The 23,562-nt window shown below is 67.7% G+C and carries 24 protein-coding genes; 16 read left to right on the forward strand and 8 right to left on the reverse strand.

What is annotated here, in order from left to right; all coding sequences use genetic code 11:
* Window positions 1-152: 152 nt before the first annotated feature.
* The 5 genes from ITJ67_RS09205 to ITJ67_RS09225 all read left to right on the forward strand — a co-directional run bounded on the left by ITJ67_RS09205 (window position 153) and on the right by ITJ67_RS09225 (window position 6,288).
* The gene (locus ITJ67_RS09205; RefSeq protein WP_160070813.1) at window positions 153-1,682 is read left to right on the forward strand and encodes a sugar ABC transporter ATP-binding protein; all 1,530 of its coding nucleotides are present in this window, start codon (window positions 153-155) and stop codon (window positions 1,680-1,682) included.
* Window positions 1,679-2,773, forward strand: coding sequence for an ABC transporter permease (locus ITJ67_RS09210; protein WP_194677415.1), 1,095 nt, complete (start codon window positions 1,679-1,681; stop codon window positions 2,771-2,773). Before ITJ67_RS09205 ends, ITJ67_RS09210 begins: the two co-directional genes overlap by 4 nt.
* Window positions 2,774-2,880: 107 nt before the next feature.
* Window positions 2,881-3,954 (forward strand): substrate-binding domain-containing protein, encoded by a 1,074-nt coding sequence (locus ITJ67_RS09215; RefSeq protein WP_104240084.1) that lies wholly within the window; start codon window positions 2,881-2,883, stop codon window positions 3,952-3,954.
* 87 nt (window positions 3,955-4,041) lie between these two features.
* On the forward strand, window positions 4,042-5,274 hold the full coding sequence (locus ITJ67_RS09220) for a Gfo/Idh/MocA family protein (RefSeq protein ID WP_194677416.1): 1,233 nt from the start codon (window positions 4,042-4,044) through the stop codon (window positions 5,272-5,274).
* A 3-nt stretch (window positions 5,275-5,277) separates the two neighbouring features.
* A complete protein-coding gene (locus tag ITJ67_RS09225; RefSeq protein ID WP_194677417.1) occupies window positions 5,278-6,288 on the forward strand; it encodes a sugar phosphate isomerase/epimerase family protein in 1,011 nt (336 codons plus the stop codon).
* A 114-nt stretch (window positions 6,289-6,402) separates the two neighbouring features.
* On the opposite strand, the gene ITJ67_RS09230 is transcribed toward ITJ67_RS09225, so the two are convergent.
* Window positions 6,403-6,882, reverse strand: coding sequence for an Lrp/AsnC family transcriptional regulator (locus ITJ67_RS09230; RefSeq protein WP_194677418.1), 480 nt, complete (start codon window positions 6,880-6,882; stop codon window positions 6,403-6,405).
* An 89-nt stretch (window positions 6,883-6,971) separates the two neighbouring features.
* Here ITJ67_RS09230 and ITJ67_RS09235 point away from each other — a divergent pair, with 89 nt between their 5' ends.
* The 4 genes from ITJ67_RS09235 (at window position 6,972) to deoC (ending at window position 10,008) form a co-directional block, all read left to right on the forward strand.
* Window positions 6,972-7,589 (forward strand): YitT family protein, encoded by a 618-nt coding sequence (locus ITJ67_RS09235; protein WP_194677419.1) that lies wholly within the window; start codon window positions 6,972-6,974, stop codon window positions 7,587-7,589.
* Window positions 7,590-8,182: 593 nt separating this feature from the next.
* Window positions 8,183-8,833 carry a GNAT family N-acetyltransferase gene (locus ITJ67_RS09240; RefSeq protein WP_194677420.1) on the forward strand — a complete coding sequence of 217 codons (651 nt, stop codon included), beginning with the start codon at window positions 8,183-8,185 and terminating at the stop codon, window positions 8,831-8,833.
* A gap of 57 nt (window positions 8,834-8,890) precedes the next feature.
* Window positions 8,891-9,316 (forward strand): organic hydroperoxide resistance protein, encoded by a 426-nt coding sequence (locus tag ITJ67_RS09245; protein WP_104298057.1) that lies wholly within the window; start codon window positions 8,891-8,893, stop codon window positions 9,314-9,316.
* The gene (deoC, locus tag ITJ67_RS09250) at window positions 9,316-10,008 is read left to right on the forward strand and encodes a deoxyribose-phosphate aldolase (protein WP_194677421.1); all 693 of its coding nucleotides are present in this window, start codon (window positions 9,316-9,318) and stop codon (window positions 10,006-10,008) included. Before ITJ67_RS09245 ends, deoC begins: the two co-directional genes overlap by 1 nt.
* 112 nt (window positions 10,009-10,120) lie before the next feature.
* Here deoC and ITJ67_RS09255 read toward each other — a convergent pair whose 3' ends face one another.
* Together ITJ67_RS09255 and ITJ67_RS09260 are read right to left on the reverse strand one after the other, a co-directional pair.
* A complete protein-coding gene (locus ITJ67_RS09255; protein ID WP_160070805.1) occupies window positions 10,121-10,771 on the reverse strand; it encodes a GntR family transcriptional regulator in 651 nt (216 codons plus the stop codon).
* An 11-nt stretch (window positions 10,772-10,782) separates the two neighbouring features.
* The gene (locus ITJ67_RS09260) at window positions 10,783-11,844 is read right to left on the reverse strand and encodes a cation diffusion facilitator family transporter (protein WP_160070804.1); all 1,062 of its coding nucleotides are present in this window, start codon (window positions 11,842-11,844) and stop codon (window positions 10,783-10,785) included.
* A 127-nt stretch (window positions 11,845-11,971) separates the two neighbouring features.
* Here ITJ67_RS09260 and ITJ67_RS09265 point away from each other — a divergent pair, with 127 nt between their 5' ends.
* Complete coding sequence (locus ITJ67_RS09265) at window positions 11,972-12,361, forward strand: chorismate mutase (RefSeq protein WP_160070803.1); 390 nt, start codon at window positions 11,972-11,974, stop codon at window positions 12,359-12,361.
* A gap of 51 nt (window positions 12,362-12,412) precedes the next feature.
* Here ITJ67_RS09265 and ITJ67_RS09270 read toward each other — a convergent pair whose 3' ends face one another.
* Window positions 12,413-13,600, reverse strand: a complete 1,188-nt coding sequence (locus ITJ67_RS09270) for a MalY/PatB family protein (RefSeq protein WP_194677422.1) — start codon at window positions 13,598-13,600, stop codon at window positions 12,413-12,415.
* Between the two features lie 99 nt (window positions 13,601-13,699).
* Here ITJ67_RS09270 and ITJ67_RS09275 point away from each other — a divergent pair, with 99 nt between their 5' ends.
* Window positions 13,700-15,001 (forward strand): O-acetylhomoserine aminocarboxypropyltransferase/cysteine synthase family protein, encoded by a 1,302-nt coding sequence (locus ITJ67_RS09275; RefSeq protein ID WP_323741433.1) that lies wholly within the window; start codon window positions 13,700-13,702, stop codon window positions 14,999-15,001.
* Between the two features lie 282 nt (window positions 15,002-15,283).
* On the opposite strand, the gene ITJ67_RS09280 is transcribed toward ITJ67_RS09275, so the two are convergent.
* Window positions 15,284-15,820 (reverse strand): CGNR zinc finger domain-containing protein, encoded by a 537-nt coding sequence (locus ITJ67_RS09280; protein ID WP_160070801.1) that lies wholly within the window; start codon window positions 15,818-15,820, stop codon window positions 15,284-15,286.
* Window positions 15,821-15,846: 26 nt separating this feature from the next.
* Here ITJ67_RS09280 and ITJ67_RS09285 point away from each other — a divergent pair, with 26 nt between their 5' ends.
* Together ITJ67_RS09285 and ITJ67_RS09290 are read left to right on the forward strand one after the other, a co-directional pair.
* Window positions 15,847-16,122, forward strand: coding sequence for a hypothetical protein (locus ITJ67_RS09285; protein WP_194677423.1), 276 nt, complete (start codon window positions 15,847-15,849; stop codon window positions 16,120-16,122).
* A 160-nt stretch (window positions 16,123-16,282) separates the two neighbouring features.
* On the forward strand, window positions 16,283-16,750 hold the full coding sequence (locus ITJ67_RS09290) for a hypothetical protein (RefSeq protein ID WP_146080460.1): 468 nt from the start codon (window positions 16,283-16,285) through the stop codon (window positions 16,748-16,750).
* Between the two features lie 292 nt (window positions 16,751-17,042).
* On the opposite strand, the gene ITJ67_RS09295 is transcribed toward ITJ67_RS09290, so the two are convergent.
* Genes ITJ67_RS09295 through ITJ67_RS09305 form a run of 3 tightly spaced genes read right to left on the reverse strand, consistent with a single transcriptional unit; the run spans window position 17,043 to window position 19,355 of the window.
* On the reverse strand, window positions 17,043-17,507 hold the full coding sequence (locus ITJ67_RS09295; RefSeq protein ID WP_194677424.1) for a DIP1984 family protein: 465 nt from the start codon (window positions 17,505-17,507) through the stop codon (window positions 17,043-17,045).
* Window positions 17,508-17,519: 12 nt separating this feature from the next.
* Window positions 17,520-18,392 (reverse strand): hypothetical protein, encoded by an 873-nt coding sequence (locus tag ITJ67_RS09300; RefSeq protein WP_194677425.1) that lies wholly within the window; start codon window positions 18,390-18,392, stop codon window positions 17,520-17,522.
* 42 nt (window positions 18,393-18,434) lie between these two features.
* Window positions 18,435-19,355, reverse strand: coding sequence for a hypothetical protein (locus tag ITJ67_RS09305; protein WP_194677426.1), 921 nt, complete (start codon window positions 19,353-19,355; stop codon window positions 18,435-18,437).
* Between the two features lie 92 nt (window positions 19,356-19,447).
* On the opposite strand from ITJ67_RS09305, the gene ITJ67_RS09310 reads away from it, so the two are divergent.
* From ITJ67_RS09310 to ITJ67_RS09320, 3 genes are all read left to right on the forward strand, one after another.
* The gene (locus ITJ67_RS09310; RefSeq protein WP_194677427.1) at window positions 19,448-20,521 is read left to right on the forward strand and encodes an aminotransferase class V-fold PLP-dependent enzyme; all 1,074 of its coding nucleotides are present in this window, start codon (window positions 19,448-19,450) and stop codon (window positions 20,519-20,521) included.
* A 32-nt stretch (window positions 20,522-20,553) separates the two neighbouring features.
* Window positions 20,554-22,245: a threonine/serine ThrE exporter family protein gene (locus tag ITJ67_RS09315; RefSeq protein WP_194677428.1), complete on the forward strand. Its 1,692-nt coding sequence runs from the start codon at window positions 20,554-20,556 to the stop codon at window positions 22,243-22,245.
* Window positions 22,246-22,344: 99 nt separating this feature from the next.
* Window positions 22,345-23,385 carry an NAD(P)-dependent alcohol dehydrogenase gene (locus tag ITJ67_RS09320; RefSeq protein WP_194677429.1) on the forward strand — a complete coding sequence of 347 codons (1,041 nt, stop codon included), beginning with the start codon at window positions 22,345-22,347 and terminating at the stop codon, window positions 23,383-23,385.
* The last annotated feature ends 177 nt before the right edge of the window (window positions 23,386-23,562 follow it).

Below are 23,562 nucleotides of genomic sequence, written 5' to 3' on the forward strand. Positions count from 1 at the left end.
GATCGGTGGTCGGCGGGAACCGACTTCGCCACGTTACCGCCCTGCCCGTCTTCGGTGACTGCGACGCTTCTGTGTAGCGGCGTATCTCAATTGTGCAACAGGCAAGACACTTTTGCTTGACCATCGACAAAAGTGGCGGTAGCTTTCGACACATGGTCAACGAAGACCCCACATCGGGTCCCTCCCCCCTCCTGCAGATGCGCGGCATCGTCAAGCAGTTCCCAGGTGCTCGGGCGCTCGACGGCGTCGACCTCGACGTCCTCCCCGGCGAAGTCCACTGCCTGCTCGGCCAGAACGGTGCAGGCAAGTCGACGCTCATCAAAGTGCTCGCAGGCGCACACCAGCCCACTGAGGGCCAGCTGCTCCTGAACGGCGAGCCCATCACCATCCCGAACCCCGTCGCTGCCCTCGGGCTCGGCATCGCCACGATGTACCAGGAGCTCGACGTCGTCGACGGCCTGACCGTCGCGGAGAACGTGTACCTCGGGCACGAACTCGACACCGCGGGCGTCTCCAGGCGTGCCGAGGCGAAGCAGCGGACGAAGGAGATTCTGGCGCGGCTCGGGCACTCCGAGATCTCACCGACGACCGAGGTCGGCGAGCTCTCCGCCGCTGGCAAGCAGATCGTCTCGATGGCTCGGGCGCTCTCGCACGAGGCCCGCATCATCGTCATGGACGAGCCCTCCGCGGTGCTCGACTCGGAGGAGGTCGCGAACCTCTTCCGCGTGGTCGAGGAGCTCACCAAGGCGGGTGTCGCGATCATCTACATCTCGCACCGGCTCGAGGAGATCCGCACGATCGGCGATCGCATCACGGTGCTCAAGGACGGCCGCACGGTCGCCCAGAACCTGCCGGTCAGCGAGACTCCGACCTCGGAGCTCATCACGCTCATGACCGGCCGCAAGGTCGAGTACCTGTTCCCCGAATCCCCTGAGCTCCCATCGGATGCACCCGTGCTGCTCGACGTGCAGGACCTCGCGCTCGCTGACACGTTCTCGGATGTCTCGTTCACTGTCTCCGCTGGCGAGATCGTCGGATTCGCGGGGCTCGTCGGCGCCGGTCGAAGCGAGATCATGGAGACCATCTACGGGGCGCGCAAGGCGACCGGTGGCACGGTCACAGTCGAGGGCAAGACGCTCACGCGCGGTTCGGTCACGGCAGCCGTGAACGCGGGCATCGGCCTCGCCCCGGAAGAGCGCAAGAGCCAGGGGCTCCTGCTCGACGAGCCCGTCTACCGGAACATCACGCTCTCCACATTCCAGCGCTTCGCCTCGTTCTCCTGGCTGAAGGAAGGCGATGAGCGCCGCGCTGCGAAGGAACAGGCGGAGTACCTCGACCTGCGGCCGGCCGGCGTCGACCGCGACATCCGCACGCTCTCGGGTGGCAACCAGCAGAAGGCGATGCTCGCCCGCTGGCTCGTGCACGGCTGCCGTGTGCTGCTCCTCGATGAGCCGACCCGAGGCGTCGACGTCGGTGCGCGGGCTGAGATCTACGCCCTCATTCGCAAGCTCGCCGACGAAGGCGCGGCGGTTGTCGTCGTCTCGAGCGAGATCCCAGAGGTCCTCGGCCTCGCCGACCGGGTGCTCGTCGTCTCCGAGGGGCGAGTCGTCCACCAAGGCCCGGCATCCGCTCTCGATGAGCACGCCGTACTCGACATGGTTATGGAAAGCAGCGCAGCATGAGCACTCAGACTCCCCAGTCCTCCGCCCCGAACGGCGGCCCGCCCTCCCAGGACGGCACGATCACCGCCCCCGCCGCCGACGAGAGCTCGCGCGTGGAGCACGAGGTCGCCAGCGACAACGCCAAGCGCGGCGGCTTTTTCCGTGGCAGCTCCGCCCGCAACTTCGGCCTCATCCTGGCGCTCGTCGTCCTCTGCATCGCGGGCACGGTCTCGGCGGGTGAGCGCTTCGCGAGCGTCGACAACCTCATGGTGGTGCTGAGCCAGGCGTCCATCATCGGCGTCCTCTCGATCGGCATGACGTTCGTCATCACGGCGGGCGGTATCGACCTGTCCGTCGGCTCCGTGCTCGGGCTCGCCTCGGTCTGGGCGACGACGCTCTCCACGCAGGCCTACGCGGAAGCGTGGGGATGGTGGGTCATCGTGCTCACCTCGCTGCTCGTCGGGCTCGGCGCCGGTGTCGTCAACGGCATCCTCATCGCCTACGGCAAGGTGGTCGCGTTCATCGCGACGCTCGCCATGATGGTCGCCGCCCGTGGGTTCGCGGAGCTCATCGCCGGTCGTCGCACGCAGATCGTCAACGTCGACTCCTTCCTCGAGACGTTCCGCGGCGACCTCCTCGGCATCCCGGTCATCGTGTGGATCTTCGTGCTCGTCGCGATCGGCGGCTGGTTCCTCCTGAACCGCACCACCTTCGGCCGCCGCACGGTCGCCGTCGGCGGCAACCCGGAGGCCGCGCGCCTCGCCGGCATCAAGGTGAAGCGCCACACGATGTACCTCTACGCGCTTGTCGGTCTGACCGCCGGCATCGCGTCCATCATGATGCTCGCCCGCACGACGGCGGGCTCGTCCACCAACGGCATGCTCTACGAGCTGGATGCGATCGCGGCGGTCGTCGTCGGCGGCACCCTGCTCGTCGGCGGCCGCGGCACGATCGTCGGCACCGTCCTCGGCGTCCTCATCTTCGCCACCCTCACGAACATCTTCATCCAGGCGAACCTCGACAGCTCCGTGCAGGCCATCGCGAAGGGCGCGATCATCGTCATCGCCGTCCTCCTCCAGCAGCGCTTCTCGTCGCGGGCCAAGACGTCCTAGCCGCGGGACGGGTTGGGGGCCAGGCCCTCCAGCCCGATCCTCACCAGACCCACCGAACCCCACCAGACCCAAACCCCATCACCATGGCAGCATCAAAGGAGATCCCCATGTCCACGAGTTCCTTCAGGAAGACAGCTTCCCGAAAGCGCCGGATCCTCGCAGCAGGCGCAACGGCCGCTTCGGCGCTGCTGCTGCTCACCGGCTGCCTCTCGAACACCCCGCCGGCGGCGGAGGGCGAGGCTCCAGCAGGCGGCAACGCCACGGCGTCCGACAACGACGCGGCCGGCGAGCCGCTGGTCATCGGCTTCTCGGCCCCGGCAGCCGACCACGGCTGGATGGGCGCCATCACGTCCGCCGCCGAGGCGGAGGCCGCGAAGTATGAAGACGTCGAGCTTCGTGTCGCAGAGGGCACGAATGACGTGAACCTGCAGATCAGCCAGATCGAGGGCTTCATCAACGACGGCGTCGACGCCATCGTGCTGCTGCCCTTCGACGGCGCCGCCCTCACCGAGGTCGCAACGAAGGCGATGGAGGCGGGCATTCCGGTCATCAACGTCGACCGCGAGTTCACGAGCCCCTTCGCCGCTCGCACGACGGTGCTCGGCGACAACTACGGCATGGGCGTCAGCGCTGGCACGTACATGTGCGAGCAGCTCGCGGACAAGCCAGACGCCGTGGTCGCGGAGATCGCCGGCATCGACTCCCTCCCGCTCACCCAGGAGCGCAGCCAGGGCTTCGCGGATGCGCTCGGCGACTGCGGTCTCGAGGTCTCGAACCGGGTCGCTGCCGACTTCACGGTGCAGGGTGGTGAGCAGGCGGCCACGAACCTCCTGCAGGCTGCTCCGCAGATCGACGCGATGTGGAACCACGATGACGACCAGGGTGTCGGTGTCCTCTCGGCCATCGAGAACGCCAACCGCGACGAGTTCTTCCTCGTCGGCGGCGCGGGCTCGGCGAACGTGATGCGCGAGATCCAGGAGGGCGACAGTGTCGTCAAGGCGACCGTCGTCTACCCGTCGACGCAGGCGGCCGATGGCATCAAGCTGGCCCGCCTCATCGCGCACGACCGCTCGCTCGGCGACCTCACGTCGCAGAGCGTTCCGCGTCTTGTGCAGCTCTACGCTCCCGTCGTGACGAGCGAGAACGTCGGCGACTACATCGACGCGGCGTTCGAGTCGTAACCAGCTGCTCACACTGTCCGCGCGGGGCGGGGCTCTCCTCCTCTCTGACTCCGCCCCGCGTTGGCCTCCTGAATGAAAGAGTGAACAATGAGTCAAGACGCACAGCCGGACCTGGGCATCGGCATGGTCGGCTACGCCTTCATGGGGGCCGCGCACTCGCAGGCGTGGCGGAACGCTCCCCGCTTCTTCGACCTGCCGCTCGCGCCCAAGATGCGCGTCGTGGCTGGCCGGAACGCCGCGAAGGCGGCGCAGGCCGCTGACAAGCTCGGCTGGGCATCGAGCACTTCAGATTGGCGGGAGCTGCTGACTCGCGACGACGTGCAGCTCATCGACATCTGCTCGCCGGGCGACACACACGCCGAGATCGCCATCGCGGCGCTCGAGGCGGGCAAGCATGTGCTCTGCGAGAAGCCGCTCGCCAACACAGTCGAGGAGGCCGAGCGGATGAACGCGGCGGCGATCGCCGCCGAGGCTCACGGCGTGCGCGCCATGGTCGGCTTCACGTATCGGCGAGTGCCGGCGATCCGACTCGCGCAGCAGCTCGTCGCTGATGGTCGCATCGGCGACATCCGTCAGGTGCGAGCCCAGTACCTGCAGGACTGGCTCGCCGACGAGAACGCGCCGCTCTCCTGGCGTCTCGACAAGGAGAAGGCCGGCTCGGGTGCGCTCGGCGACATCGGGGCGCACATCGTCGACCTCACCCACTTCATCACCGGCCAGCAGCTGAGCGGAGTCTCCGGTCTCGTGGAGACGTTCGTGAAGGAGCGACCCGTCGCCGAGGATTTCGCGGGGCTCTCCGGAACCGGCGGCACCGAGCGCGGCCCCGTCACGGTCGACGATGCCGCAGTCTTCTTCGGTCGCCTGCAGGGCGGCGCCATCGCCGTCTTCGAGGCGACGCGCTTCGCGTACGGGCGGAAGAACGCGATCAGGCTCGAGATCAACGGCACGACGGGATCCATCGCCTTCGACTTCGAGGACATGAACGTGCTCGAGTACTTCGATGCGAGCGGCGATCCCACCACGGCCGGGTACACGCGCATCATCGTCACCGAGCCAGAGCACCATCCATTCATCAAGGCGTGGTGGCCGGCCGGCCACGGCCTCGGCTACGAGCATGCCTTCACGCACCAGGCGGTCGAGCTTGTCGAGGACATCGCGGCTCACCGAGCTCCGGCGCCCTCGTTCGCCGACGGCCTCGCCGTCCAGCGGGTACTCGCCGCCGTCGAGGAGAGCTCGGCACACGGCAGTTCGTGGGTCTCTATTCCCGTGCCGAGCGATGCCCCGCACACCTCAGTCGAACCAGAACTCCAGAGGAGCTAGTACATGTCTCGTCCTGTCACGTTGTTCACCGGTCAGTGGGCCGATCTGCCGTTCGATGAGGTTGCGCGCCTCGCGGGGGAGTGGGGCTACGACGGCTTGGAGATCGCCTGCTGGGGTGATCACCTCGATCCGTGGCGGTGGGATGACGCCGAGTACGTCCAGGGCAAGCTTGACGTGCTCGAGCGCAATGGTCTCAAAGTGTGGACGATCTCGAACCACCTGAAGGGTCAGGTCGTGTGTGATGACCCGATCGATCAGCGCCACCGGGACATCGTGTCCGACCGCGTGTGGGGTGACGGGGAGCCGGAGGGGGTGCGGCAGCGTGCGGCGGAGGAGTTGAAGAACACGGCCCGCCTGGCGGCGGCGCTGGGTGTGAAGACGGTGACCGGCTTCACGGGCTCGAGCATTTGGAAGTACGTGGCGATGTTCCCTCCCGCGACGGAGGCGATGGTGGACGCGGGGTATCAGGACTTCGCGGACCGGTGGAATCCGATCCTGGATGTGTTCGAGGAGGTCGGGGTCCGGTTCGCGCACGAGGTGCATCCGTCGGAGATCGCGTATGACTACTGGACCACGAAGCGTGCGTTGGAGGCGATCGGGCATCGGGAGTCGTTCGGGTTGAACTGGGATCCGTCGCACATGGTGTGGCAGGACATCGATCCGGTGGGGTTCTTGTGGGACTTCCAGGACCGGATTTATCACGTGCATTGCAAGGACACGAAGAAGCGCCTGTCGAATGGTCGGAATGGGCGGTTGTCGTCGCATCTGCCGTGGGCGGATCCGCGGCGTGGGTGGGATTTCATCTCGACCGGGCATGGGGACGTGCCGTGGGAGGACTGCTTCCGCATGTTGAACGCGATCGGCTACGAGGGTCCGCTGTCGGTGGAGTGGGAGGACGCGGGCATGGACCGTCTCGTGGGTGCCCCGGAGGCGTTGGGGTTCGTGCGCAAGCTCTCCACGTATCGCCCGTCGGAGGCGGCGTTCGACTCGGCGTTCTCCACCAAGCAGGACTAAGCAGCCCCTGCCCGGCCACAAGAGTGCGGCAGATGCATGCTCCCGAGAATGGGAGCCTGCATCTGCCGCACTTCTCTGCGTGGGCTGGGTGCGTCAGGCAGGCGCCGGCGCGGATCAGCCCTCAGCGAGATCGTCGAGGATGAGCGCCAGCCGGTACGGCACGACCTCGGAGAGCGAGACGGTGGTGCTCGTCCGGGTGACGCCGGGCAGCTCGAGCATGGCGCGCGTCACTCGATGTAGGTCGCTGGTGTCCTTGGCGACGACACGCGCCAGCAGGTCGGCATCACCGGTCGTCGAGTGCACCTCCACGACCTGGGCCATCTCGCCGAGTCGCTCGTAGGCCTCGTCGGCGGCGTTCTGGCTGAGGGAGAGCGCGACGAAGGCGGTCAGCGGATAGCCGAGGGCGGCGGCGCTGAGGCGGGTGCTCTCCGGCGAGAGCATCCCCTCGTCGGTGAGCCGCGACAGGCGAGCGTGCACGGTGTTCCGGGCGATGCCGAGCTCTCTCGAGAGGGCGAGCACGGAGGCGCCAGGGAGTCGGTCGAGCGTCCGGATGATGCGGGCGTCCAGGGCGTCGAAGCCACGATGATTGGGCAAATCTCCTCCTCAGGTGCGGAGAGCGTGCAAACTGCTCAGTCCGCGCAGCTTGTCTTGCGCAGAATACCCTTGGGGGACATGCTCAGCGCATGCCTGAACTCGTCGCGCCTCCACGCCACCGCGCTCTCGACGACATCGCCGGCCTCGCCGTCGGAGTTCTGGTCATCTCGTTCGGGCTCTTCCTCCTCAAGTCGGGCGGCCTCGTCACAGGAGGGACCGCCGGCCTGGCACTGCTGCTCGGGTACGTGCTGCCCGTTCCGTTCGGGGTCATCTTCGTCGTCGTGAACCTGCCCTTCTTCGCGCTCGCCGCTCGAGGCAAGGGTTGGCGGTTCGTCGTGAGGAGTCTCGCCTCGATCGCGCTCGTCTCCGTACTGACCTCGCTGCACGCATCCGTCGCGGGGGTGGGGCCTCTCGAGCTGCCTCCCGTCTACGCGGCGGTGCTCGGCAACGTCCTGTGCGGCGTCGGGCTGCTCATCCTGTTCCGGCACAACTCGAGCCTCGGCGGATTCACCGTCGTCGCACTTGTCGCGCAGGAGAGGTTCGGCGTGCGGGCCGGCTACGTGCTGCTGGCGCTCGACCTGCTGGTGATGCTTGCCTCCTTCACCGTCCTCGACCCGTCGCAGGTGCTCATCTCGGCGCTCGGTGCCGGCGTGCTGAGCCTCATCATCATGCTCAATCATCGGCCGGGCAGGTACCGAGCCTCCTGACCTCAGCCGCCCGTCACCGCCCGCGCAAGCAGTGATGGGCACCAACCTCCCCCGAGGTTGGTGCCCATCGTCCCCTGCCGCGGTCGCCAGATGAGGAGTGCAGTCGGGCGTCGTCCCCCGATGACGCCCACCCCGTGTTGATTCGGGCTGCAGTTTCTCGAACCCGGCGTTACGCACCGGCGAGGGGAGTATTTGGTTGCTCTCTGTTCCGTTCCCCACCTCGAACCGCAGCTCGAGATCTCACGGATGGGGTGGCTGCGCTGCCGAAGGCGGCTTCACTTTCGTGAGGTTGCCCGGACGGTGGTCGTTGCGCTCGCCACATGAAGGAAGCTAACACGGGGGTGGCGGGTCGACGCGCGCATCTGGTGCAGCTAATGAACCATTTAGTCCATTCGGATCGTCCACATGCCTTGCGATCGGTGTGCTGGCGAATCCGAATTTGATCTGGTGCTTCGCAGGGAATGCGATGGGCCGATCAAGGCTGTGAAAACGGAATCGGCATTCCGTGCCGCTGTGCCCGAACTCGCATCGCGCCTCGCTGCATTGGCCGCGTCGCTGTCGGTCGGGGCGCTCGGATCGTGTTTCATGAGGCTATGCATCTCGATCCCTCGCAGGTCCTGGAAGGCCGGCACATCTCGCTCCATCCGGCGAGCGCGGCAGGCTGGGCGGAACTCGGCGATGTCCTCTGCGTGCCAGAGGTGTTCGCGTCCGGATGGGGTGGGGGTCCAGCTGGGATGCCCGACCGTCGACACTGGGACGACTGGGTGGAGAACTACACGCCTGGGCCCCGAAACGGATGCACCTACATCGTCAGAGTCAACGGCGGGCCGCAGCACGGGCGGGCCGTCGGCACGACGTCGATCGGTCGCGTTGACCTGGCCAGGGAATCGGCGGAGATCGGGTGGACCGCCTACGCGCCAGCGGTGTGGGGGAGCGTCGTGAACCCGGCGACGAAGCTGGTGCTCCTCGACCACCTCTTCCGGGTGGGCTTCGGGCGAGTCGAGTTCAGCGTCGACAACCGCAATGAACGTTCGCAGGCGGCGCTTGCCAAGCTCGGTGCTGCCCGGGAAGGGGTGCTGCGGCGTCACCAGCTCCGTGCGGACGGCACCTGGCGAGACACAGTCCGCTTCTCCGTCATCGAGTCCGAGTGGCCGGCAGTCCGCGAGCGGCTGCGTACACGGGTCGAAGCCGGGGTGGAGCTGGTCGGCGAGGCGGGTCCCGTCGACACAACAACAGCCCGCTGAACGAGAACGCGGAGCTCGCCTCAGCGTGTCCGTCAGCAGACGTGGTTCCATGGACCCATGACGACTCCTGTGTACACCGCAATTGCCCACGCTTCCGGTGGTGGCCGCGACGGCCACGTGCGTTCGGAAGACGACCGCATCGATCTCGACACGCGTCCCCCGAAGGAGATGGGTGGAAGCGGAGAGGGCACCAACCCTGAAGAGCTCTTCGCCGCCGGATACTCGGCCTGCTTCCTCGGCGCATTCCACGCGGCTGGCAAGCAGCTCGGCAAGGACACCAAGGACGCCGCCGTCTCCACCTCGGTGGGAATCGGCAAGCGCGAGCCCACCGGCTTCGAGCTCTCGGTGGTCCACGACGTGTACGCGCCGAACCTGTCGAGCGAGGAGACCCAAGAGGTTGCTCGCATCGCGCACGAAGACATCTGCCCCTACTCGCACGCCACCCGCGGCAACGTCGACGTGCAGATCAACGTCGTCAGCTGATGACGGAATTGAACGACCAGTCGCATCCGGATGACCAGGTCACGCGAGCCGAGCTCGCGGGCATCGTCGACCACACGCTGCTGAAGACCGACGCGACCCCTGGGCAGGTGGCTGCCCTCCTCGAGGAGGCCAAGGTCCTGAAGGCGTTCTCCATCTGCGTCTCGCCCAACATGCTCCCCGTGCAGGGAGACCCGGGCGAGGTGAAGATCGCGACCGTCGTCGGGTTCCCCTCCGGGAAGCACCACTCTGCGATCAAGGCAGCAGAGGCCGCCCGGGCCGTCGCTGACGGCGCTGACGAGCTCGACATGGTCATCGACATCGGCATGCTGAAGGCTGGCCGGGCCGACCTCGTGCAGGCGGATGTTGCCGCAGTCCGTGAGGCCGCCCCTTCCGCACTCCTCAAGGTCATCATCGAGTCGGCCGCGCTGACCGATGATGAGGTCGTCGCCGCCTGCCGGGCCTCCGAGGCTGCGGGGGCCGATTACGTGAAGACGTCGACGGGCTTCTCCGCCGCTGGTGGAGCATCCACCCACGCCGTGGCGCTCATGCGCGCGACGGTCGGCGAACGGCTCGGCGTGAAGGCGTCCGGCGGCATCCGCTCGACGGCGGATGCGCTTGCCATGGTCGAAGCCGGCGCCTCTCGCCTCGGCCTCTCCGGAACGGCAGCTGTGCTGGACGGTCTCAGCGGCTAGAAGTCCGGTCTTCCGGGTTCCCATTCGGCGGCCCGGAGCGCTGAGCGTGCGAAGAACGCATGCCCTCAGGGGCATGCGTTCTTCGTCTCTGCGCCTCGAGCTCTGGTGCCGGTCAGGCGGTGCGCGGCGTCAGGTGCCGGTGCACGGCCTCGTGAATGCCCTCGATGTCACCCTGCTCGGTGAGGCGGACGAGTTCCTCGTGGTGGGTGCTGAAGTCGCCCAGCGCGGGGTGCGCGCCGACTGCGTGCGAGGTGCAGATGAGCGATTCGGTCGCGATGGTCGAGTACGCCCGGGAGAGGCGCGAGTTGCCGGCGCTCTCCACGAACCTCCGATGGAATGCGTGGTCGAGGCGGAGCGCCCTGACCTCGTCGCCGGCATCGGCGGCGGCATGCAGTTCCCCCACGATGGCGGACAGGGCTGAGGCGATGCTCGCGCGCTCGGCGGAGGACTTGGCCGCGATGACGGCGGCGGCCGCGCATTCGAGCACCTCCCTGGCTGCGAAGATCTCCGCGGCGTCCTCATCGGTGAGCTCGCGGACGAAGACGCCACGATTGCGGCGGCTCTCGAGCAGGCCCTCCTGGACGAGCCGCTGCAGTGCCTCACGCACCGGCCCACGCGAGACCTCGTAGTCAGCGGCGATGCGCGCCTCGTTCAGCTGCGCGCCTGGTGCGAACGAACCATCGATGACCTGCTCGCGGAGATGGTCGGCGATGATCGCCGAAGTCTGCTGGCTCTGAAGGCCGAGCGTGGCTGCTGTGCTCATGGGGTGCGTCCTCAGCTGTGGAGCTGGCCCGAGTGGGCCGCGTGGTCGACATGGGTGGCCGGTTCGACCTGGAAGGTGCTGTGGCTCGTCTCGAAGTGCTCCTTCAGGCACGCGTCGAGTTCGCACAGCACGGCGTCGAGGCCCCGCTCGTCGAGCGTCTCGGGCGCGACGACGACGTGGGCGGAGAACATGGGGACGCCGGAGGTGATGGTCCACGCATGCACGTCGTGCACATCCACGACCCCGGGCACGGACCGCAGGTGCCTGCGAGTCGCGTCGAGGTCGACGTTCTTCGGGGTGGCTTCCATGAGCACGTCCACGACCTCGCGGAGGAGGCTGATGGCCCTGGGGAAGATGAGGATGGCGATGAGGATGGACGCGATCTGGTCAGCGACCATCCACCCCGTCACCCAGATGACGATGGCCGCGATGATGACGGCCACCGAGCCGAGGAGATCGCCGAGGACCTCCAGGTACGCGCCGCGTACGTTGAGGCTCTCCTTCTGGCCTGATCGCAGCACGAGAAGCGAGACGAGGTTCGCGACGGCGCCGATGACCGCCGCGGCGAGCATGATCCCGGACTCGATCTCGACCTCCTGCCCGAATCGGCGGATCGCCTCGATGAAGATCGTGACGGCGATGACGCCGAGGATGAGTCCGTTGATGAGCGCCGCCAGCACCTCTGCTCTCTGGAAGCCGAAGGTGCGGCGGGAGGAAGCGGGGAGCGTCGCGACGTAGCTGGCGAGGAGTGCGACGGTGACGCCGGCCGCGTCCGTGAGCATGTGGCCGGCGTCGGCGAGCAGGGAGAGCGAGTTCGAGGCGAAGGCGCCGATGATCTGCACGAGGAACACGCTCGCCGTGATCGCGAGGACGATGATGAGCTTCTTGCGGTGCTTGCCCGTTGCAGTCGTGTGATCGCCGAGGCCGTGGCTGTGCCCGTGGTCCTCGTGGAGCTCGGAGGAGCGTTCGACGCACGGATGCGTCGGGCTGAAGGCCTCGCCGCCATCGTGGTCGTGCGCCGGCTGATCGCCGTCGTGGCGGTGACCGTCGGCAGGCTCGGTTGGGTTCGACATGCGTCCAGGCTAGCCTTGCTGTTGATTGTTGACAATCTTCAATCTCGCGGAGGTGGTGGGAGGCTTGATCCCGAGCCGCGGCTGGCGCGTATTTCTCGCGACACGGAGCCAGCGCTAGGCTCCTGGCATGTCCTCATCGAGCGAAGCCCCCGCAGTCAGGAACGAGCACGTCGATGGCGTCGAGTCCCCCGCATCCGCTCGCGACGCGCAGGTCCAGCACACGTCGGACGACGCAGCGCTTCGCCGGCTGACCTCGATCCGCGGCAGCATCGACAACATCGATGCCGCGCTGGTGCACATGCTCGCCGAGCGCTTCAAATTCACGACCCTCGTGGGCGAGCTGAAAGCGGAGCACGGCCTGCCGCCCGCAGATCCCGACCGTGAGCGACGCCAGATCCTCCGCCTTCGCCAGCTCGCGGAGGAGGCGCACCTCGACCCCGAGTTCGCGGAGACGTTCATCAACTTCGTCATCGCCGAGGTGATCCGCCACCACGAGCGCATCGCCGAGCAGAACTAGCCGAGCAGAACTCGGCCAGCTGGCCTCGGCCTGCGGGTTGTGGCGGCTGCCTTAGCGGGCCGCGAGAGCGTCGGCCATGCGCTGGATGATCTCCTCGATCACCGGCTTCGGGGTGGCGAACACGATGCGCACGTACTGCTCGAAATCGGCCCCGCAAGACGCTCCGGCGGTCAGGGTGACGCCGGCGTTGTCGAGGAAGAACTTCGCAGGTGAGCCATCGATGCCGAGCGCTGACACGTCGAGCCAGGCCACGTAGGTCGATTCGGGCACGATGGCGTGCACGCCGGGCAGCAGCTCGGCAACCAGTCGGAAGAGGAGGTCGCGGTTCTCGACGAGCGCCGCGTTCACCTCGTCGAGCCAGCCGTCGCTATCCCTGTACGCGGCCTCGGCGGCGAACGCACCCAGGATCGAAGAGCCCCACACGACTCCGAAGCCGAACGTGCGGTAGTGCTCGAGGTCCGCGTCGTTCGTGAAGATGATCTGCGCGGACTTCAGGCCCGCGACATTCCAGGCCTTCGAAGCCGCCGTCGAGGTCACCGAGTGGCGGGCCGCTTCGGCCGAGATGGACGCGTACGGGATGTGCTGCGGCCCATCGAGGGTGAGCGGCGCCCAGATCTCGTCCGCGAAGACGCGGCCGCCGCCGCGCTCGACGATGTCGGCGAGGCGAAGCAGCTCGGCCCTCGTGTAGACGGTGCCCGTCGGGTTGTGCGGGTTGACGAGCACCACGTTGGCCGGCCCGTTCGCGAAGGCGCGTTCGATGCCGTCGAAGTCGAGCGTCCAGCGCTCGTCTTCGATCACTCCCGCCACCTCGATCGTCTCGCGCCCCTGCAACGCGTCGGTCACGAGGAACGGCATGTACGCGGGCGTCGGCACGATGATCGGAGAGCCCGGAGCCGTGAAGTGGCGCACGAACACATCGAAGGCGCCCATGACATCGGCGATGTGGTGGATGCGCTCGGGCTCCACCGCCCAGTCATAGCGTCGCTCGAAGAACGCGGATGCCGCTGTCGCCGTGCGCGCCCAGGTGGGCGGGGCGAGATAGCCGAGCTCATCCTTCTCGACGGCAGCGAGGATCGCCTGCCGCACGTTCGACGCCGTCCCGAAGTCCATCTCCGCGACCCACGCGCCGATGGTGCCCTCGTTGAGGCTCCACTTTCGGCTGTCGGGGCGGGCCAGCTCCGCGCGGGTGACGGCGTCGAAGCGCCTCGTGGTCTCGGTGTTGCTTGTCGGCGAGGGCATGTGGGAAACGTAACCACGCAAACGCTCGAGGCCCCTCGCGTATTTCCAAAGGTTTCGCCGCGGCTCCACAAGCTGACCTGAGTTCCGTACGTTGACCCTGTGGCCATTGAAGAGCGAAACGAACAGACCTTTGCGACCAGGCAGATCCACGCCGGCGCGGTCGTCGACAGCGACGTCGGCGCACGCGTGACCCCGATCTACCAGAGCGCCGGGTACGTCTTCCCGTCCTACGACGAGGCCGAGGCCCGATTCTCCGGCGAGAGCGTCGGGCGCGCCTATTCGCGCGGCGACAACCCGACGAACGTCGTCGCGGGGAAGCGCATCGCGAACCTGGAGGGCGGGCGGAACGGGCTCGTCGTGTCGAGCGGGCAGGCGGCCATCGCCATGACCCTGTTCTCGCTGGCCGCTTCCGGCGACCACATCCTCTCGACGGCGAGCCTCTACGGGGGCACCCGGCAGCTGTTCGACGGCAGCCTCACCCGGCAGGGCCTGAACTTCGAGTTCCTCCGCGCGGATGCGAGCGAGGAGGAGTGGCTCGCGCGCATCCGCCCAGAGACTCGGGCCGTGTACACGGAGTCGATCCCCAACCCGAAGAACGACGTCGTCGACCTCGAGCTGCTCGGGCGTGTGGCCGCCAAGGCCGGGGTGCCGCTCATCGTCGACAACACGGTCGCGACCCCCTACCTCTGTCGCCCCATCGAGTGGGGCGCCGACATCGTCATCCACTCCACCTCCAAGTGGCTCTCGGGCCATGGCTCGGTCATCGGCGGCGTCATCGTCGACGCAGGGAAGTTCGACTGGGCTGCCAACTCCGAGCGGTTCCCGCACTTCACGAAGGGGTCGTTCGAGGGTGCCCCGTCGTTCATCGAGCGCTACGGCGCCGACACGTTCATGAGCTACGTGAAGTCGGTCACGGTCCTCGACTACGGACCCACGGTGCCGCCGACGAGCACGTTCCTGTTGCTGCACGGCATCGAGACGCTCTCGCTGCGCATGGAGCGCCATGTCGCCAACGCGCAGCGCGTCGCCGAATGGCTTGAGGCCCGACCGGAGGTCGCCTCGGTCGACTACTCGGGACTGCCGTCGAACGAGTACTACGCACTCGCCCAGAAGTACCTGCCGGACGGTGCGGGCTCCGTCGTCTCGTTCGACCTTCCCGGTGGCCCGGATGCGGCGCGCAAGTTCGTGGAGGCCCTCGACCTGGTCAGCCACATGACGCACATCGGCGACGTGCGATCGCTGGCGCTGCACATGGAATCGACGATCTTCAAGCGCTCCTCGCAGGAGCAGCGCGACGAGGCCGGCGTGACTCCCGGGCTCATTCGCCTCTCGATCGGCATCGAGGGGATCGAGGACATCCTCGCCGACCTCGAGCGCGGCCTCGAGGCCACGCAGGTCTAGCTGGCACGGCCCTGGACGGGCACGTGCCTGGGTGGCACGACCTCTGCCTGGCGCGGCTCTGGGTGGCACAGATCCGGGTGGTCGGCGTCGCGGGCGTGCGGCTCGCGCCGGGTGAGCTTGCGGGGTTTCTGCGTCCCTGATGGGTTTTGGCGCTGGGCGTGATGGGTTTCGGTGACTGGTCATGGGTTTTTTCCCATCACGGTCGCGGAAACCCATCACGCGCATCCGAGGGCTTCTCGCGCAGGCGCCCTCGGTGAGGAAGTTGCAGGGGTGCGGATGCGCTCACCGCGTCGCGCGAGCCCGGTGGCGGCGAACCGCGGCTCGGTTGGCGCAACGCACCGAGCAGTATCGCTGGCGCCCGTTGCGGGTGACGTCGACGACCACGTTTCGGCATCCGTCGCCCTCGTCGAGTCCGGCCGCGCACCGGCCGAGGCGGTGCATGCCTCGTGTCGTGAGGTGCAGGGCGGTGCCGACGGTGATGACGGCGAGCAGGATGTCCGGCAGCGACATGTTCCAGTCGCGGTAGTGGAGGTGCCAGCCTTCGTTGTCGTGGTTGGTGAGGCGCGGGTAGGCCGTCGCCGAGGCCATGAGGGTGTTGAGGACCTCGGCGCGCTGTTCGTCACTCGGGGCATCCACGACTCTGAGCCACTCGTCGATCACGGCGCGGGTGCGCGCATGGTCTTCGGCCTCTGGCGGAAAGGGCATGGTCATTCCGTGCTCGCGGGTGCGTGCGAGCAGCGCGGGGCGGTCGGCTGGCCAGTCGTTGGCCAGCGAGGCGGCCAGGACGACGGCGTACTCTCCGTAAGGGTTGAGATGCATAAGGCTATTACACCAGGCTCGATGGCATGAAGAAACTCACGCCCGCAGACGACTTCGCCACGCGCCCCATCACGCTCCCCGACGACGTGCACGCGCCCATCCCGGCAGCCGCCGACACCGGCGTGACGTGTGTCGAGCACGGATGGGTCACCGCATCCCGACACGCGACATCGCTCGGCACGATCATCTACAGCGCCTGCGCGAGCTGCGGCACGCACCGGGCGGAACTCCTCGAACCGCGCAGCTTCTTTCCCACGCCCATCTCTCACGCGGTCGGCGCGCGCGCCGCAGATCGCTCCTAGGCTCGGGGGAGGTGCCGTGGAGAGCTGGCGTCGTCCGGAAGCACGCATGCACGGAAGCCCGCTTGCACGGCCAGGGATGCGTCACATCCATCTCTCGGATGACGAAGTTCACCACTTCGGATGACGCGATAGACCCGGTCCAACAAGTAGTGTCACTCATGTGCACCCCCGTCGAGCAGTGACCTTCGTCGCCCTCAGCGTGCTCTCCGTGACCTCGCTGTCGGCCTGCGCGACCCCCGATCCGGTGCGCCTGGTCGACCACCTCAAGGTCAACGAGCTCTCGGCCACGATGGAGATCGATGAGCTGCTCCCCGAGGACGCGAGTGCGTTTGTGCTCGGCTGCCCGTACAGCGATGTCGATGCGCTCGCCGCGAGCTCCGGCATCGACCGCGAGCTGTTCCGCGTCGGCGACCGCGACCTGCCGGGCCTGACAACCGACGGCCCGGTTGCACTGCTGCCCGTCATCGACGGCAAGGTGCGCCCAGGTGTTTCCTACGACACGCAGCACGTGTCGATGTGCGGAACCCACAACGAGGCGACCATCGACCGCGGATCGACGCTCACCTTCGCGCAGGACGGCTACGGGCAGTGGTTCGCCGTGTCGGTGCTGCCGAGCGAGCAGGCGTAGCGCGCACGAGGCGCCGCAGAACCCCGCGGGCACTCGCAAGATGCGGTCCGCTGCGCTTGGTGCGGTGAGGTCCCCGATCCCGCCCTCGGCGTCCGGCCAGCACATGGTGATGAGGTGTCCTGCGTGCGCGGTTCCCGGTGAAGGGTGCTGGGCTGAGGTGTGACGGCCGAAGCCGAGACGCTGCCCACCGCGTCGACAGGTGGACTGGAAACCGCCAGCCCTCGGTGTGTGCTCGCGCCGTTCGCCTACCGACTCACCGCGACAGTCTTCCCCGTGTTCGCCCCGTCGACGGCTACGCCTCGAGGAGCTCCACCTCCCAGTTCGTGCGCTGGATGATGACGTCCAGCTCGCGGAGCGCCTGAGCGACCCCGTCGGCCTTGGCTCGCACGTCGCGCACCGGCAGGGCGGACATCTGCCGCAGCTCGCTGCGCATCTGCCGCTGTCCCCACGACCCGGCCGCCGCATCCGCTGCCCGCACCAGGATGCTGTGCTGCGTGCGCAGCGTCTCCCGTGCCGCGAGCAGCGCCGTGATCGTGCGCCCATCTTCCGTGGGCGCGGTTGCGTTGGTGATGTTGATCGACGTCACGAGACGCTCCAGCTGCAGGAGGCGAGTCGCGCACTCCTCGAGCAGCTCACTGGCGTCTTCGGTCGGCTGCTCGCCCTCCTGATAGGAGGCGTTCGCGACGATGCGAGCTTGCAGCGACTCGACGCGCTTCTGCAGATCAGCGCGCTCCAGGAGCGCTTCGGCGAGTTTCATGTGCTTACGATCTCACGTCGTTGCTGGCTCCATGATGGCAGCGCCGAAGATCCAGCTCTCAGCTGTCGTGGTGACGGAGACAGGCCCGGCGACGCCTGCAGGAATGCCGAACACGTCGGCGCGATCGACCGGATCGATGCTGCAGCTGGCGCCGTCACCATCCTTCTCGAGCGACCGGTAGTGGATGGATATCTCCGACGGACTCAGCACGATGAGCTCGCTTGGCACGAAGGTGCAGGGCTCGGCCCGATCTTGGCGGATGATCGTGAAGGTGCTGTCGTCAGCAACGAGCACCGGTCGTCGTTGCGTGGGGTCAGTTCCCGGAATCAGGGCGGACTGCGCCGCACTGGCCACGGGTGAAACCGCCCCCTCGAACGACGTGATGCTCGGCAGCGGCACCAGCGTCGAAGCGGTGGGGCTCTCGAAGGTCAGAGGCTCCTCGAACGAGTTCGCCGTCGCGAAGCGAACCTCCATGCCCGCGGGAGTGACCCCGGGCGGAACCGTGAACTCGTCGACGCGCGTCGTCGCGGTGAGGGTGCAGATCTGTCCGGGGTCGCCGACGTAGTCGTAGGTGAGGAGGATCGTGTCGTCATCGAGCAGCATCAGTCGAACGGGAGCCTGGCTGCAGGTATCTTCGCCGTTGTCGTCGCGAAGGACGCGGAACGTCGTGCCGTCCTCGCTCAGGATCGCCGCGGTCGAGCGGTAGTTCTCCGACTGCATGAGGAGCTGCCACTCGTCCTCGGTGGCCGTGCGCGCGACAGTCGGCTCGAACTCCTCGACGTAGATATCAGAGACAGGGACTTCGCTCGCGGGCGGGTCGTCGGCTCGCGGAACGGTGGGCGCGCATCCGGTGAGCAGGAGCGCTGCGGCCAGGCAGGCTGCCACCGCCTTTGTGGTTGTTTTTGCGGAGTTCACACGTCCTCGATCTCATACGGTTGATGGCTCGATGTAGATCGGCTTCGCCTTCGGCGTCTCCTCGGTGATCGAGACGGTCACCGAGCCCGCGACGCTGGCAGGGATCTCGAATTGCTCAGCCAGGTCGACCGAGCCGGGGACGCAATCCGAGTAGCCGCCCTCACGTGAGAAGGAGCGGTAATTGACGGAGATCTCCGTGGAGCTGAGCACGATCAGCTCGCTCGGCACGGAGTTGCAGGGCTCAAGGGCGTCAAACCGGGCGATGGTGAAGGTGGTGCTGTCGCTTGCGACGACTTTGGGGTGTCGTGGAATCGTCTTGTCGCCGGTCATGAGTGCAGACTCCTCGTCGGTCGCGAGTCTCGAAGGGACATCCGCGAGCGCTGTGCTGCTTGAAACGGCCCCCGTCGTCGCCGTCACGCTCGGGGCCTCGAAGGTCAACGGCTGCGACGCCGAATGCGTGTTCGTGGTCGGAACTTCAAGCCCCACCGGTTCCACCCCGGGTGGCACCCGGAATTCGTCGACTCGCGTCGTCCCCGAAGTCAGGCACGACGTGTAAGGCACGATGCGCTCATATGTGATGAGGATCGTGGTCGAGTCGAGCAGCATCAGGCGCGTGGGTGCCTCGCTACAGGTGTCACCTGCGAAATCCAAGCGCACCAGTCGGAAACTCTGCCCGTCGTCGTTCAGGGCTGCCGCATGCATCCGCGTCTGGCCGTCCCGGACGAGGAGGTCGAGGTCCTCGTCGGTGGCTGTTCTCGCGACCTCCAGCTCGAACTCCTCGAGGTAAGCGCCAGGAACCACCGTGGCGGTCGGGGCAGTGCTCTCGCTTGGTGTGCCCGCCGGTGAGCATCCCGCCAGCACGGCCACGCAGAGGAGGGCGACTGCGGTCACCGCCGATCGGCGGCGGCATGTCGGGGCCTGGAAGCCGGTCATGCGATCAAACTATTGGGGAGCAGCCGAAGGCGCCAGCCCCAGTTGCGGACGTCGGCTCGGCGCGCCCCAACCTTGGTCGCTAGCCTGGCGACATGTCCTGGATCCACGCAGCCGCCTTCTCGGCGGAGCCCCTCTACCTCAACACCGCGTCGATGGGGTTGCCGCCGAAGACGACCACGGATGCGCTCACGCGCGAGATCGCAGGGTGGAGCGCGGGGCGTCGACAGGCGAACGACTACGACGCCACTGTCGCTCGATCGCGGCAGCTCTACGCGGAGCTCGTGCACGTGCCCGCCGCCTGGGTGGCGATCGGCAACCAGGTCTCGCCCCTCGTCGGGCTCATCGCGGCCTCGGTTCCGGACGGCGCCGAGGTGCTCTTCGCAGAGAACGACTTCACGAGCGTCAGCTTCCCGTTCGCGGCCAACGCCGACCGCGGCCTCAGGCTGCGCGAGGTGCCCGTGCACACCCTCGCCGAGGAGATCCGCTCGGACACGGCCTGGGTCGTCGTCTCGGCGGTGCAGTCCTCGACCGGCGCCCTCGCCGACCTCGACGCCATCGAAGCGGCGGCGAAGAAGCACGGGGCGCGCACCCTCATCGACCTCACGCAGTCCGCCGGGTGGAACGACGTCGACGCGAGCCGCTTCGACGCGACCGTGTGCGCCGCCTACAAGTGGCTGCTGTGCCCGCGAGGCACCGCCTTCCTGACGCTCGATCCGGAACTGCACGACAGCATCCGCCCGCTCGCCGCGAACTGGTACGCAGGTGAGGACCCGTGGTCGAGCATCTACGGGCTGCCGCTGCGGCTCGCAGCGGATGCGCGACGCTTCGACGTCTCGCCCGCCTGGCAGGCATGGGTCGGCACGGAGGCCTCGCTCGAGTTCCTCCTCGAAGTTGGGGCGCCGGAACTGGAAGCGCACGCGCTCGAGGTGAGCGCCGCGTTCGCGTCGGCGGCGGGACTCCCGGATGCTCGCTCCGCGATCCTCGCGCTCGCCCCCGTCGAGGGCGCAGCCAGGCAGATCAAGGACACGCTCGAGCGCCTCGACGTGATGGCCGCCAACCGCGCCGGTAACTTGCGGCTGTCCTTCCACGCGCACAACACCGCCGACGAAGTCGAGCCGCTCGGAGAGGCGCTGAGAGGCCTCGTGCACATCGTCTCCGGACGCTGACGCGGCCCCTCCCGCGCAACTAGACTCCGGCCGTGCGCGGTAAGAACTTCTTCGACAACCTGGCCAGGAAGGTCGGCGGGAAAACCCCGTCGACGACCATCGGGCGCCGCGCGCAGCGTGCCCTGCTCGCCGAACGCAGCATCCGCGAGGTGCTCGAGCTGGCCGTGCGAGTCGGCGAGACGATGCTCGCGCTCGGTGCCTCCGCGACGGACGTGACGGACGCGATCCGCCGCACCACGAAGGCGTTCGGCGTTGACTGCCAGATCGACCTCACCTTCACGTCGATCCTCGTCGTGCACGACGGGGCGAACGACGGCGCGGGCATCAGCCTGCTGCGCGTCGTCAACAGTCGCCTCCCCGACTACGACCGCCTCACCCGGGTCATGGAGCTGTCGCGCGAGATCGCGGCCGACCCCAACGACATCGACGTCGCCGAGACGATCGACGACCCGGCGAAGCTGGAGGAGGCTCTGCAGCAGCTCGAGTCGTTCCACCAGCGCCTCGACGAGATCCTCGTCGCCCCGCAGCGCTTCCGCCGCTCGATGGTCACCGTGTGGCTCGCACTCATGGCCGGCGGTGTCGGCTTCCTGCTCGGCGGCGGACCGCTCGTGTGCCTGCTCTCGGCGGCGACGACCGTGATCGTCGACCTCGTCCTCCAAGCGCTGGGCCGCTGGGGGCTCCCCGCCTTCTTCCTGCAGATCGCTGGCGCCGCGATCGCGACGGGCGTGGCCGTCGGCCTGCTCGCGTTGCGTCCGGTGCTGCCCGTCGACTTCGCTGCGCTCCCGCCGGCGCTTGTCGTCGCATCCGGGCTTGTCGTCCTCCTCGCCGGGATGTCGTTCGTTGGGGCTGCGGACGACGCCATCAACGGCTTCCCCATCACGGCGATGGGTCGGCTGCTCGAAGTGGTGCTGCTCACGCTCGGCCTCATCGTCGGCATCGCCATCGTGCTCGACGTCGCGCGGGGCCTCGGCATCGACCTGCGCCTCGTCGAGCGATCCGTGCAGCCGTGGCCATCGGCCGTGCAGGTGTTCGGCGCCGCCATCGCAGCCGCGGCGTGGGCGCTCGCGTCCTACGCGACCGTGCGCACTGCCCTGGTCGCCATGGTGTTCGGCGGAATCGCGTACCTCGGCTACGACATCCTGGTGACGGCCGGCACAGAGCCGCTCGTCGCGACCGCCGTGCCCGCCCTCATCATCGGCATCCTCGGCGAAGGCCTCTCACGCAAGCTGCACATCCCCGCCACCATCACCACCGTCTGCGGCACCGTGCCCCTGCTGCCAGGATTGGCCATCTACCAGGGGATGCTCGACATCACGTCGAGCTCCTCCTCGGACGACGGGGTGCTGCGACTCGTGCAGGCGGGCTCCATCGGCATCGGCATCGCCGGCGGCGTCACGCTGGGGCGGTTCCTCGCCCGGCAGTTCAGGCGTCGTCGTGGCGCGCCGCGCGAGGCGAGGGTCATGTCGAAGCGACAGTTCCGAGGAACCGCGACCGCCGGTCCTGAGACGCGCGCCATGTACGTCATCCCCGACGAGGTCGCCGTCGGCCTCGAAACCGGGATGCTGCGCATCGTCTCGGTCGACGAGGTCGTGGATGCGGTGACGGGGGCCGCCGCGAAGGGTCCAGACGCGCCAGCGGCGCCAGCCCAGCCGGACGAGACGGCGCGGCCGACGCACCCCAACGTCGCGCTCAAACGCGGCGACCTGAACGCTCGCGGAGAGTGACGGTCGGGGGTGAGGCATAGAGTCTCCTCGGTCCCGCCGTGCTCTGAGAACCGGAGCAGGCGAGCGAACGACCTCCAAGCACATCCCGAAGGAGCACGAATGACGACCGCGAAGGCCTACGCCGCCCCCTCAGCAACCGAACCGCTCGAGTCCATCACCATCGAGCGCCGCGACGTCGGCGCGAACGACTTGCTCATCGACATCGCCTACTCGGGCATCTGCCACTCCGACATCCACACGGTGCGCGGCGAATGGGGCCAGGTTCCCTACCCGCTCGCCCCCGGCCACGAGATCGTGGGCACGGTCGCCGAGGTCGGCTCCGACGTCACCAAGCACAAGGTCGGCGACCGCGTCGGCGTTGGCTGCATGGTCAACTCGTGCCGCGAGTGCGACAACTGCAAGGCCGGCTCCGAGCAGTACTGCACCAACGGCAACGTCATGACGTACGGCGGCAAGGACCGCGACGGCAGCATCACGCAGGGTGGATACGCGACGAACGTCGTCGTCGACGCCGACTTCGTGCTCAGCGTGCCGGAGAGCATCCCGTACGAGAAGGCCGCCCCGCTGCTCTGCGCGGGCGTCACGACGTACTCGCCGCTCGCCCACTGGAATGCAGGACCCGGCAAGAAGGTCGCCGTCGTCGGCATGGGCGGCCTCGGTCACATGGCCGTGAAGATCGCCGTCGCCATGGGCGCCGAGGTCACCGTGCTCTCGCAGACCCTCAGCAAGCAGGAAGACGGACTGCGCTTCGGAGCGAAGCACTACTACGCGACGAGCGACAAGGCCACGTTCTCGGAGCTGCGGAACACGTTCGACCTCATCATCAACACGGTGAGCGCGAACCTCGAGATCGACCAGTACCTCAACCTGCTGACGCTCGACGGCACCATGGTCTACGTCGGTGCGCCGGCCGAGCCGATCCCCGTGCGCGCTTTCACGCTCTTCAACAACCGCCGCTCGTTCGCCGGATCGACGATCGGGAGCATCCGCGAGACGCAGGAGATGCTCGACTTCTGCGCCGAGCATGACATCGCGCCGGAGATCGAGCTCATCGACGCCGCGCAGATCAACGAGGCCTACGAGCGCGTCCTCAAGTCGGACGTGCGCTACCGCTTCGTGATCGACGCCGCCACGTTCTAGCAATCGTCTCGAGAGGGCTGGTCGCGGCGTTCGCCCGGCCAGCCCTCCCTCGATTCCGGATGGGTTCCGAGAGGTTTCGGGATGGGGAAGTCACTTCGTGCTGGGTAGGTTCCTGCAACGAAGTGACTTCCCCATCCCGAGACTTCCACGGGCTCCGGGGCGCTGGGTCTGGGGGGG

The organism is Pseudoclavibacter sp. VKM Ac-2867 (genome assembly GCF_015351275.1).
Lineage (GTDB): Bacteria > Actinomycetota > Actinomycetes > Actinomycetales > Microbacteriaceae > Pseudoclavibacter.